General features: G+C 50.6%; 10 protein-coding genes. 1 reads left to right on the top strand and 9 read right to left on the bottom strand.

Annotated elements, in window-relative coordinates:
• Positions 1-17: 17 nt before the first annotated feature.
• The gene (locus ABRS97_RS20970) at positions 18-1,235 is read left to right on the top strand and encodes an MFS transporter (RefSeq protein ID WP_367817187.1); all 1,218 of its coding nucleotides are present in this window, start codon (positions 18-20) and stop codon (positions 1,233-1,235) included.
• An 18-nt stretch (positions 1,236-1,253) separates the two neighbouring features.
• Here the strand turns inward: ABRS97_RS20970 and ABRS97_RS20965 are convergent, their stop codons facing one another.
• The 9 genes from ABRS97_RS20965 to ABRS97_RS20925 all read right to left on the bottom strand — a co-directional run bounded on the left by ABRS97_RS20965 (position 1,254) and on the right by ABRS97_RS20925 (position 12,302).
• On the bottom strand, positions 1,254-2,135 hold the full coding sequence (locus tag ABRS97_RS20965) for a DUF58 domain-containing protein (RefSeq protein WP_367817185.1): 882 nt from the start codon (positions 2,133-2,135) through the stop codon (positions 1,254-1,256).
• Positions 2,132-3,121 carry an AAA family ATPase gene (locus ABRS97_RS20960; RefSeq protein ID WP_367817183.1) on the bottom strand — a complete coding sequence of 330 codons (990 nt, stop codon included), beginning with the start codon at positions 3,119-3,121 and terminating at the stop codon, positions 2,132-2,134. Before ABRS97_RS20960 ends, ABRS97_RS20965 begins: the two co-directional genes overlap by 4 nt.
• A 38-nt stretch (positions 3,122-3,159) precedes the next feature.
• Positions 3,160-4,833: a hypothetical protein gene (locus ABRS97_RS20955; protein ID WP_367817181.1), complete on the bottom strand. Its 1,674-nt coding sequence runs from the start codon at positions 4,831-4,833 to the stop codon at positions 3,160-3,162.
• 52 nt (positions 4,834-4,885) lie between these two features.
• A complete protein-coding gene (locus tag ABRS97_RS20950) occupies positions 4,886-5,719 on the bottom strand; it encodes an ABC transporter permease (protein WP_367817179.1) in 834 nt (277 codons plus the stop codon).
• Entirely contained in the window at positions 5,694-6,647 is a 954-nt protein-coding gene (locus ABRS97_RS20945; RefSeq protein WP_367817178.1) for an ABC transporter ATP-binding protein, read from the bottom strand. Before ABRS97_RS20945 ends, ABRS97_RS20950 begins: the two co-directional genes overlap by 26 nt.
• Positions 6,644-9,064: a DUF7408 domain-containing protein gene (locus tag ABRS97_RS20940; RefSeq protein ID WP_367817176.1), complete on the bottom strand. Its 2,421-nt coding sequence runs from the start codon at positions 9,062-9,064 to the stop codon at positions 6,644-6,646. The genes ABRS97_RS20945 and ABRS97_RS20940 overlap by 4 nt, the downstream gene beginning before the upstream one ends.
• Before the next feature lie 119 nt (positions 9,065-9,183).
• A complete protein-coding gene (locus ABRS97_RS20935) occupies positions 9,184-9,864 on the bottom strand; it encodes a TerC family protein (RefSeq protein ID WP_367817235.1) in 681 nt (226 codons plus the stop codon).
• A 54-nt stretch (positions 9,865-9,918) separates the two neighbouring features.
• Positions 9,919-11,127 (bottom strand): tRNA uracil 4-sulfurtransferase ThiI, encoded by a 1,209-nt coding sequence (gene thiI, locus ABRS97_RS20930; protein WP_367817174.1) that lies wholly within the window; start codon positions 11,125-11,127, stop codon positions 9,919-9,921.
• Positions 11,124-12,302, bottom strand: coding sequence for a cysteine desulfurase family protein (locus ABRS97_RS20925; protein WP_367817173.1), 1,179 nt, complete (start codon positions 12,300-12,302; stop codon positions 11,124-11,126). Before ABRS97_RS20925 ends, thiI begins: the two co-directional genes overlap by 4 nt.
• Positions 12,303-12,370 lie beyond the last annotated feature (68 nt).

Here is a 12,370-nt window from a genome sequence, read left to right as displayed (position 1 = left end):
CAATCATGGGAGGTAGCATGAAACGAACAGTTGCCGTCAACCGTAAGAAACCGCTTTGGACAAAAACTTTTTTGCTTACGTCCTTATCGAATTTGCTGCTATTTTTCAGCTTTCAAATGCTGATTCCGACGATTCCCACACATATCGCCCAACTGGGCGGCGATGATTTGCAAGTTGGACTCGTCATTGGCATATTTACGATTTCATCGTTATTGACCCGGCCTTTTGCAGGCAAAGCGCTTGATCTGCTTGGCAGAAAGCACGTTTTGCTGGTAGGATTGTCTATTTGCGCCTTATCCATTGCCGGGTACTCCTATATGGCTGCCGTTGCCCTGATACTTGCCGCCCGCTTCGTCCATGGCATTGGTTGGGGCATGTCAACGACTTCTTTAGGCACAGTAATCGCTGATGTCATCCCTGCGGAAAGACGCGGAGAGGGAATGGGCTACTATGGCTTGTCCAATACGTTTGCGCTCGCCCTCGCTCCATTAACCGGTTTATGGATCATGCATACATACGGCTTCCCGCGTGTGCTGCTGTTGTCCACCTGCCTAGCCGTGCTATCGATCTTCAGCTCGCTATTTATCTCCTATCCGAAGCCGATACCACTCGAAAAGCCGGCTCAAAGGCCAAAACTAATTGACCGCTTGTTTGAACGCTCTGCCATCATGCCATCTGCGCTGCTGTTCTTTACGGCAGTCTGTTATGGCGGCATTGTTACATTCATTACGCTGTTCGGCCGGGAAGCCGGCATTTCGAATGTCGGTTGGTTCTTCCTTTGCAATGCATCCATGGTGCTAATCGTTCGCCCAGTGACAGGCGTTCTCTTTGATCGGAAAGGGCCCGAATGGGTGCTTCTTCCAGGTGCATGTTTTACGATTGGAGGCTTGCTGCTGCTTTCCTATGCGCACTCGGAAGCAAGCCTGGCTGTTGCGGCTCTCTGCTATGGAATTGGCTTTGGCTCTTTGCAACCTGCGCTGCAAGCATGGACAATTGCCCGAGCAGCTCCGAATCGCAGGGGAGCTGCTAACGGTACGTTCTTCTCCGCAAATGATTTAGGCATTGGCGCAGGCGCGATGCTTTTGGGGACAATTGCCACGATTAGCGGCAGCTATGCGCTTATGTATCGCTATTCCGTCCTCTTGATGATCGCATTCCTGCTCATCTATGGATGGTGCCTCTGGCAGTCCAAACGAGGGATCCGATTCGTTCAGGGCGAGAGAGCTCCCAATTAACATAATCTACTATTCAATCTATCGGACCAGCCCGCTGCGCCGGAGTTCGCTTAGCAGGAAATCCTCTACCGGCACGCTCGTCGAGGCCAGCATATAAGTAATGCCTCGCTCATAACAAAATGCCCGCAGCTTTGACGTGTATTGCTCAGCGACTTCCCGATATGCCTCAAGCACCTTCCGGCTCATCGCCACTTCTTTGGCAGCTCCAGTTTCACTGTCAATGAGACGAAGCTCTCCGAGCAGCTCCGGAGCCAGCTCTTCAGGTGCCAGAATTTGTACGGCGACAACTTCCTGTTTAGCTGCAAGCAGGTAGGTCAAAGCTTCTTCTACACCTTGTTCATACAAAAAATCAGAGAACAACCAAGTCATCCCGGGTTGTTTGGGAAGATTCGATGGTTGGCGGAAGACAGCCCCTACATCTCCTGCACCCTCTGCCTGACACCCTGCCAGGAATTCAAATAACCTTACTGCGCTTCCTTTGCCGCGAAGCAGCCCAAGCTGTTTCGCAATGTCAGTTGTGAAAGCCGTCGCACTAACGCGATCATACCGGTTTAGGGATGTATAGCCAATTGCTGCGGCAAGCTGTCTGGCGTACTCCCATTTCCCCGCAAAATCCATGGATTTTGTTGCATCCAGGCACAGGTTAACCCGTAATTCCTGCTCATCCATAAAAAGCTTAATGAACGGCCTGCCCGTCCTCCCGTATGCGTGCCAATCCAGCTGACGCGTATCATCCCCAGGGGCGTACAGCCGATAATCGGCAAATTCCAGTGAAGAGCCATAAGCGGATGATCGCCTTTTCCCCTGCATCGTTCCTCGGATCCGATGCTTTGCTGCGATGCTTATCTGTTCCAAACGCAGCATAAGGGAGGGGCTAAGCAGATTCAATCTATCGCTCATCGGGCAGGCTCCGACGCGCTAATTACGGCTTGGATGATCGCATCCGGTGAAATGCCCATGGCTTGGCCTTCAAAATTCAGAAATAACCGATGCCTTAGCGCCGGAAATGCGACAGCTGCGAGATCCTGCTTTGAAACGTGAAAGCGGCCTCCCAAGAAAGCACGGACTTTGGAGACAGCAACCATCGATTGAACACCGCGGGGGCCGGAACCGAAACGTACGTATTTTTTGACAAAATCGGGCGCTGTCACTTCTTCGGGATGGGTATTCATCAGTAATTGGATAGCATAGTCCAGTACATCTTCAGCAACAAGGATGTCCTTCAATCCTTGTTGAATGTCTAGTAACAGATCACCATCTGCTACTTGCTCGGCACGGTGTTCCAGCGAAGATGTCGTACGCAGCACGATTTCTTTGAGTTCAGACTTCGTTGGATAGGTCACATGAATTTTGAGCAAAAATCGATCCAGCTGAGCCTCCGGCAGGGGGTATGTACCTTCTTGCTCCAGCGGATTCTGCGTCGCTAATACAAAAAAAGGAGCTGGCAGCCGATAGGTTTCAGAGCCGACCGTTACCGTTTTCTCCTGCATGGCTTCGAGCAGCGCGCTTTGGGTCTTGGGCGTAGCCCGGTTGATTTCGTCCGCGAGCACAACATGACCGAACAAGGGACCACGTTGAAACCGGTAAGTGGTCTCTCCGTGCGTGCCGAACTGAATGACATTCGTGCCCGTAATATCAGCTGGCATCAAATCCGGTGTAAATTGAATCCTGGCAAAGGTGAGATCAACCGTATCGGCGATCGTTTTGATCAGCATCGTTTTGCCGAGACCTGGAATGCCCTCCAGCAGCGCATGGCCGCCAGCCAGCATACACCACAGCAATTGTTCCACAACCTCTTGCTGGCCGACGATGACGCGCCCAATCTGATCTTTCATCTGGTTGACTGCCAGTCTCCAAGCTTCTAACTGCTCCTTTGATTCGATCATGGTCTCTTCTCTCTCCTCTTCAACCCTTGTTAAGCTGATTATCGTTGCGGTTGAATTTCCAAAAAATAATCCCGCACCAAGCTCTGCATCTGTTGCGGCAAATCCGACCGATTCAAGGAACTGGCCGCCTCCGCTGCATAATCGGCATATACGTCCTCGTACGGCCGCGATGCTCCATCCAAGGCCGGCACGGAGCCGCCTTGGCTCACTTCGCCGCCGCTGCCGCTCGTCGGACCGCCGTCAGCGAACGTGCCGCCTGTGCCGGAGCGCTCGCGCGGCGTCGCTACCAGCCCGCGCGAGCCTGCGCCGGTACCGCCCTGCGTGCCGCCTGCCCCGCTGCTGCCGCCAGTACCGCCTCCAGCTGGCCCGCTGCCGGACGCTCCGCCTGCGGCACCCGCCGCCGCACCCGCCGAGCCAGCTGCGTTGGCGCTACCGCGCAGCGCAGAGCTAGCCCCTGCTGCTGCGCTGGCAGGCACTGCGCTTGCGCCAGGCGAAGATGCGCCTGCAGCGAGCTGCTCTGCGAGGCCGGCTGGCGCCCACGCCTGGCCGGACTGCGCGCCGCTGGCGGCAAGCTTGCGGGCCTGCGGCAGCGCACCTGCGGCAAGGCTGGCCGCGGCTCCAGCCGCTTGTGCCTGCTGCTGCGCAAGCGCTTGCTGCTCCGCAGCGGCAGCCGCGAAGCCGGCCTGCAGCTGTGCGAGCGCAGCTTCTTCGCCAGCGCCGCTGCGCAGCGCGCTGGCAGCCTGCTGAAGCTGCTCGCGGAGCTGCTGTTCCGTCTGTGGCGATGCCGCGGCAGCCGACTCTGCAAGTCGCTCAAGCTCACTGGCAAGCTGCTGCTTCTGCTGAGGCGTCATCTGCTGCACCTGCTCACGTAGATTCGCCATCTCCTGCGGGATTCTCTCCTCTGCCTTTTGCTGCATCGCTTGCCCCAACTGGCGCAGTGCTTCTGTACGCTGCATGGCTTCAGCCAATTGCTCAGATCGAAGCTTCTGCTTTTCCAGATCATTCAACCCGCTTTGCAGCTTTTTCAGCGCTTTTTCCATGTCCTCCAGCGCTTTGGCAGAGGTGGAAGTTTGTGCAAGTTTCTGTTCTAATTCTTGCAAGGCTTCTGTCATCTGCTTCACAGCCGGGAGCGGCGATGGATGGGATTCCGCCTTTTTCACAAGCTCCTCGACTTCTTTCTTTTGCTCCTTCACCCATGCCTGCTCCTTAAGCGCTTGAGCCAGGATTGTGTCATTTGGATTGGGCAGAAGCAGAAGCACTCCGTAAACAACTGCTGCGCTTACTCCAACCAGACACTGGCGCCGCGTTAAACTTAGCGGTAAAAGATTGTTCAGCTCCGTCTCCACAAATTTGGAGACTCTTTCTTCCGCATCTTCGCGCTGTAGTTTGGCTAAGAGTGTAGTTTGGTCCCTATAGGCTAGCGCAGTAGATACGCTGTCATCCAGTCCGTTTTGATCAAGAAGTTTGGCCGCAGCCGTAGCATCCGGTCGGCGTAGTAGAAAATAGGCAGCTCCCATAATGAGCAGCGTGACCGCACTCCATACCGCCCCATATCGGTAGCCGGGAACGAGCAGCCATCGTCCAAGCAGCAGCCACAAGCATGCTGCACTAATAGCCATAGTAACGCTCAAGGTTAGAACTTTTAACCCCAAGGTTTTCCACATACGATTTCGAACGGGCTGCAGTAAGACATGCAAGTTGCTCAGCTTCACAATGGACCCTCTCCCTTCCATGTTTGTCCGCTTCTCAAAAGACGGACCTGCACTACTTTCCACGTTTCATAATCGGCCGCAGATAACGGATACTGAGCCAAATCAACAATACGGAAACCAAGGTGTACGCGCCGATAAACAGATGCCACATTTGCAGCCAAGTATGCCCTTTGAATAGTTGCTTCGCAAAATCAGGAATCATAATGCTTATCAACACGGCCATTGGATTAAAGCTCAGGAAGTATCCAAGTGTTTCCTCATTCATGCCCTTCCCACTGAACTGTCCGAAGAACAGGCCCGCCAGCGCGGTGAATCCAAAAATAAACAGAACAAAGCCATACGTAGCAATGACCGAGATGACCGTTTTTTTCAGAATGGTTGAGAAAAAGATACCAACAGCTCCAAACAGCAGCATAACAAACACATAAAACAGGAAAACGGATAAGAGCTGCCAAGGCGATACGCCTCCAAACAAAAAGACAATGCTGTAGAGCGGCATTGAGGCAACTACAGTCAAAAGCATAAAGCTAAGGGAGGAAAACAACTTGCTTAAAATAATCGCGCTCGAGCTTTGCTGCGTCGTCAGCAGCATATTTAAGGTCTGTTTCTCGCGCTCGCCACTTACGACTCCTGCGGTTAACCCCGGCGTCATGAACGCAATCAGCACCAGCTGAGCGCCGCTCAAGAAATAAAACAGCTCACTGCTCTTGGTTGTACTAAGCGCCCCGCCAGGTCGATTGCCCATCGAAATATAAGCAAAGCCAAGCGCCAGAAGACCGATGGCGAGTAAATAGACAAGGATCGAGATGGGAGATCGAACCGTTCGCATCCGCAAGCGGAATTCTTTCTCCATCACCGGATTAATCCAACTTAATTTGCTGCTCATCGTGCGCCCCGCCTCCCTTCGTTATTTCTAAGAATACATCTTCCAAATTAGTCAGCGCTTCATTGAAAGAAACAACTTGAAACCCCTTCTCGACAAGTTTCAAAAGTAACAGCGACTGGTCCTCGTCCCCGCCCCCAAAATGAACGTGAATTCCTTTCTCATCCGTAAAAACCATCGAAACGTGCGGCTGGTGTTCAAGGAATTCCGCAGCTTCTTCCCGCTGCCCGACGACTCGCACATGCAGGACGCGATTGGCTTTCATCCGATTCTGAATATCCGCCACTTTCCCTTTTGCGATCAGCTTGCCGTACTCAATAACGCCAATTTCATCAACCATTTCCGCTAGCTCCGGCAAAATATGCGAGGAGATGATGATCGTTTTCCCCATTGCCTTCAGTTCCTTCAAAATTTCCCGCATCTCAATGCGAGCTCGCGGATCCAAGCCCGATGCGGGTTCATCGAGAATCAACACTTCCGGCTCGTGTACAAGACATCGCGCTAAACAAAGGCGCTGTTTCATCCCCCTGGATAAGGAATCCACGTAAAAATCCGCTTTTTCTGATAAATTGACAAGATCAAGCAGCTGTGGAATAAGCTTCAACCGCTCCGCTCTCGGAATGCCATAGCTGGCGCCATAGAAATCCAGATATTCCGTAGCCTTAAAATTATCATAGACGCCAAAAAAGTCAGGCATATAACCAATTAACTTGCGAACTTCCTTCGGCTTTTCAGTAACATCGTAACCCCCAACCTTCGCAGTTCCCGAAGTCGGACTGAGCAGCGTGGCCAAAATGGACATCGTAGTCGATTTACCAGCCCCGTTAGGCCCGACAAACCCGAATACAGTACCTTTATCAATCTGCATCGTCAACGTATCCAGAGCTGTGAAATTGCCATACCTTTTCGTTAACGCTTGAATATCAATCATGGCTTTACTCTCCCTTCCATCGAAACTCCGGGGATACGAAACATCGTGTTATTTTGCAGCGTAGACGCCTTCATGCGTATGGAATTCCCTTCCAAAAGATAGGTCTGCAACTTTTCTTCTTCAAAGTCCATGTTTGGTTTCAAATCAAGCGTCTCCCATGCCTTGGATTGCGCATTCCAGATCTCAACATTCACGTCTTTATTAGGTTCACTTTGAATGTTCATCTTTTGGTAGGCGGCCCCAACGATAGCAGGCAATTTGTAGTCAAACGTAATTTCTCCTTCACCCATTTGCATATACGGGCCATTCTGGAAATTAAATGAGCTCACTTTCAAATGATTATCTGTAATTTCCGGAACCAAGAGTGAACTAGGGAGTACGATCTTCCCATCTGTCGCAACATAATCCATTTTCATATGTTGTACGACTAACGTCAACTGCTCTGCGGGCAGCTTCTTGCCGCTAGCAAGGGCTAGCGGTGTGTTATCCTTCATCCACCCCAAGATCATCGGTTCGAATCCGCCGGTCAATTTCGCTTTATCAAATAGATAGGCATCCAAGAGCGATCGTTGATGCAACCCGGCATCTATTCCACCGGATGAAGAATTCGGGAAAGCAACATTGGCAACATCCTGCGCATACGAAATGCCCCAGCCGGCAGCTGAGTCGAACGCCGCCGTGGCCCCTGCTTTAATGGTTCCAATTCGGATATACGATCGATTGATAAGAACAGCCGCATCCTCAAGATCCTGCTTAGTCGAATTGGTAACCTCGCCTTTAGCCGAGTTCCCTGAAGACATAGTTACTTTATAAGCCAAATTTCCGATTGGGACGGGGCTGTCTTCATCGATAACCATTTTACTTAGCGAAGAATAAGGAATGTTTTGCAAACGAACTTGCGTTTTCTCCTGCCCCGAACGAATGACAAGTTCGCTCTCTTCATTTATTTGCTGCATCGTATACACATCATTTTGCAAGAAAGGCCGTACTTCCGTAAGATGCGGGAATTCCATGTCCAGCTGACCGCCCTTGGGCAGGAAAACAGAGACCAAGGAATGCTTAACGCCTGACCCAGAGCCATCCATTTCAATCGTATGAAAAGCTTGAGCCATCATATTTCCCCGATTCGTTGCTCCGAATTGAAAAATGCCGATGCTCGTTACAATAGCGGCAACCGGAATAACCACCCAAGCCCACTCTCTCCGATCCAAGCGCCGTAGGACGAAATAGAGCAACGGCCCAACAACGATCGCATAGAATAGCATCACCCAAGCTAAAACAGCCAATTTAGGCGTCTGCAGCTCAGGGAAATATTCCAATGCATTATTCAGTTCCCAGTACGGTTCATTGCCTCGCATCTGATTCATCGAGTTCAAATTTGAGCGGTCCAAAGGCACGGCAAGTACCTGATCCCATAGCTTAGGGTTTCCATTCCAGGAGGCAAGCGGGTTTAAGGATAAATCATAGGCTGCATAAATAATCGAACCTGTTCCATAGGATTTTTGAGCATAGACCGGAATGCCACCTTCAGCTATAAAAGTTTCAGCGCCTGTCGTAAGCTGAGCAAGTGAAAGTGTGAATGGCTGCGGGATAAGCAGCTCTTTTTCACCCTTTTTCGCTAATTGAGGCAGATCTTGTACGGTTAGCGTACTTTTATAAACAACGGGAGCCATTTCGGCAAATGGCGCTGCAGTTTTAGGGTAACCCGCGCCCCCAGCCAAAATAAGCGATCCCCCTCGCTTTGTCCACCCCTGTATAGCCTGCACTTGTCCCTGAGTCAGCGTATCCGATGCGAAATCGTTGAGCACGATCACATCAAGACCGTCTAGTCCAAGCGCGGTTTCAGGAATGTCTGTTTGTTTCAGGTGCAGGACATTTACCTTTTTCCCCGATTGGTTGAGAAGCGCAAGGAAATTTAATGTATCTGCATCTCTCGCTAATACGCCAACTTGGATCGTGTCTCTGGGAATGTTGGAAGCCTCCAGATATGTATTCCCATCCAGTGTAAGCTTTTTGCCATTTTGAACCGAGTTTTCATAAAAGGATATTCGATTATTCCCCTTGGTATAAGGATAGCTTGGCAAATTCAGCTTAATCTCCTTCGTGCTGCCCTGTGGAAGCTCCACATGCTGTGCATAGCTGAAATCCTTAGCTCCGTTTGGATTGCCGATTTGAATAACAAGATCGCCAGATACAGCGCCCCCCGCATTTCGAAGCGTGATGACCGCAGGCGTCTCCCTTCCCTGTTTCACATTGGATGTCCCGAATCCCACTTGCGTTTGAATCTCAATTTTAGCTTCTTCTGCTTGTGCTGTGCCGCTAAAGATTGGATTCAGCTGAATCAGCAAGGCAAGCACCATTCCCAGTAAGATGCCGGTCATCCAAAAGGATTGTCCCCATTTACGACTTAAATTCACTTGTCAAACTCCCTTCTTGTCTTCAACCATCTACCTATCTAGACGGTAAAAATGGAAAAAAGTTTCAATAACAAAAAAACGCCAAGCTGGGATAAAGCTCAGCCTGGCGTTCATGACCACTATTCGTTTCTTGTTTTCATCTTATATGCGCGTGCCCATTTGATTGTAAAACCGATGCCAACAACCAGAACAGTTGTTGCGATCGGAATCAAAACATGGAGAAATTCATAGTCGATTAGGAACCAATCTATCATTTTCTCATCTTTGACGAACATTTCTCCCGCGGTATATCCAAGTATCGCAGAACCGATGTAGATCAGAATCGGATATTTATGCAGCAAGTTCATAACCAAGGTACTGCCCCAGATGATGATGGGAATACTGAGACCAATACCAAGAATTATGACTGTATTATTGCCATTACCCTTGGCGGCGATAGCGAGTACATTATCTAAGCTCATCACGAAATCCGCAACAATAATCGTCCAGATAGCTTTACCTAGCGTCGAAGCCTCACGTACGTTCGCATGACTATCGTCGTCGGTCAGCAGCTTGACCGCAATCCAGAACAGCAAGATCGAGCCCCCAGCTTGGATATATGGAATATCCAGCAAGCTCACGGCTACGAGTGTAAGAACTAAACGCAAGGCAATAGCGCCGAAAGCCCCCCACCAAATGGCGCGTTTGCGATCCTTCAGCGGGAGATTTTTGCTTGCCAACGCAATCACAACGGCATTGTCCCCACTCAACACAATATTAATCAACATAATTTGTAAAAACAAAATGAGCGCATCTATCATCATTCATAACCTCCACGGATGTGCTTAATTTGGGTGAATCATTTATTCGTTATTTTAAAACAAATGTTGTTCGGCAGACTCTTCCTTCTGGTTATGAACAATTGTTATCGTTTCTGTTCGCTGAACGGCTTGTTCGATAAGCTCCGGTAAGAAGGTCATGCTGTCCTCGATCTTTTCCACCATCCGCAAGTTCGGATTCGTACTAGGCGACGGCGGCAGGAACAACGTACAGCAGTCTTCGTAAGGCAAGATCGAAATGGGAAACGTCCCTATGTTCTCTGCGATCCGGACAATCTCTTGCTTGTCCATCATCATGAGCGGCTGCAAAATCGGCAGCGTGACGACCCGCCCGATTGCGTTCAAACTTGGCAACGTTTGACTTGCGACCTGTCCCAAGCTTTCGCCCGTAACAAGCGCCTCCAGACCTTCGCGGTCTGCAACCTTCTCAGCGATGCGGTACATCGCTCGGCGAATCAAAGTAACTAATAAATTATCCTGATATACCTTGTGGATAGATGTCTGAACTTCCGTAAACGGCACCATATGTAAGGTAATGGAAGTTGTGTAGCCCGCAAGCTGACGAGCTAACTCGATGACCTTCTCCTTGGCTCGCTCGCTAGTAAAGGGCATGCTGTGGAAATGAATGGCTTCGATTTCCAGCCCCTTTCGCATACCCAGCCAGCCGGCAACAGGGCTATCGATCCCGCCCGACAGCAAAAGAAGCGCCTTGCCGCTCGTTCCCAGCGGGAATCCCCCGGCACCATCCACGACTTCGGCGTATAGAAGGGCTCTTTCCTCGCGCAGCTCGATTCGAAGCTCCACCTCTGGATGGCGGACATCTACCTGTAAGCCAGGACAAGCTTGCAGCACGTAGCCTCCGACCAAATAATTCATTCGCTGAGAATCATGCGGGAATGATTTATTCACCCTTCGCACGCTTACCTTGAAAGTAGCTGGCTGTTTGGGCAAATCCTGCATCATGCGGAGCGCTAGCTCCTGAATGGCCTCCAGCTCAAGCGGAGCGTGATAGGCGGGACTAAAAGATGAAAGCCCAAAAACTTTGATTAAAGCGGCAGAAGCCTTCTCAAACGGCGCTCCCCCTAGCTCCACATATACGCGTCCATACTCAGGAATATACCTCAAATCGGGAAACGAAGCCAGTACCTTGCGAATCTGTGCCATGACACTATGCTCAAAGCGTTTGCGATTCCTGCCCTTAAGCGTCAATTCCCCTAGTCGTAAAATCATACAATCTGGTTTCATAATCGTTTTCCCCTTCTTGCTGTTGATCTCCTAAGCATTGGGGCAAGCTCATCCACAACTTGCCTTAGCGCACTAATAAATTCATCCGCTTCCGCTTCTGTATGTTCCTCTGAGAAGCTTACGCGGAGCCCGCTTAAAGCCAGTTCTCGGGTGCAGCCCATTGCCAGCATAACCTCACTAGGATCCGCTTCACCTGATGCACAAGCAGACTTCGTCGAAATGTAAATATTTCTTTGCTCTAAAGCATGCACCACAACCTCAGCCTTCATACCGGCAAAAGCAAAATGGACAATATGCGGGGCCATTTCGACTGCTAGGTCAGAGCCCGTTAACGTTAATTCAGGTATAGACGCGATTCCTTCTACGATTCGCCGTCTGACTGCGTAACGCCGCTCCGTTTTCGCCCCCCTATCCGCCAAGGTAAGTCTTAGCGCTTTCGCCATCCCGACAAGCAGCGGAACATTTTCCGTTCCGGACCGCAAGCCGTATTCCTGACCTCCGCCGGCTAGCAGCGGCTGCAGCAGCACCCCTTGTCTGCGGTATAGAAATCCCACACCTTTCGGGCCCCTGAATTTATGAGCGGATGCGCTGCATAAATCTATCCTGCATGCCTGAGGCAGAAATGGCAAATTTCCTATCGCCTGTATGGCATCTACGTGGAATACGACTTTCGGATACCCCGCCAGTATGGCACCTATCTCACGAATGGGCTGGATACTGCCCACCTCATTGTTTACATGCATGACACTTACAAGAATCGTTTCCTCGCAGAGCGCTTCTCGCAAAGCCTCCAGCTTGACTACGCCTTTATGGTTCACCGGCAGATAAGTGACACGAAATCCTTCGCGCTCTAGCTGTCGGAACACCTCACGAACAGATGGATGCTCGATTTGCGTCGTAATCAAATGGTTTCCGCGATTCCTGTAGCTATACGCTGCTCCTTTAATCGCAAGATTGTTGCTTTCCGTCCCGCAAGACGTAAAAATGAGTTCGTCCGGCTGAATGCCTAGTACCCCAGCCATGACCTCTTTCGAGTTTTGCAGCAGCTTCTCCGCCTGCATGCCCAACCGATGGATCGAAGATGGGTTCCCATAATGACCCTTCATTACTTCTGTTACGGCATCGATGACTTCCTCATAAGGCGGGGTTGTCGCCGCATAATCCAGATAAAGCATATGTTCTTGATTCCCCTCTATCTCTTTCCATTCCCACAATCATTCTCTTCACCATTAAAACGTAAAAT

The sequence above is a fragment of the Paenibacillus tabacirhizosphaerae genome, assembly GCF_040812395.1.
In the GTDB taxonomy this organism is placed as follows: Bacteria; Bacillota; Bacilli; order Paenibacillales; family NBRC-103111; genus Paenibacillus_E.
The sequence above is the reverse complement of the archived record's forward strand: the minus strand, read 5'-3'. Positions and strand labels throughout refer to the sequence as shown.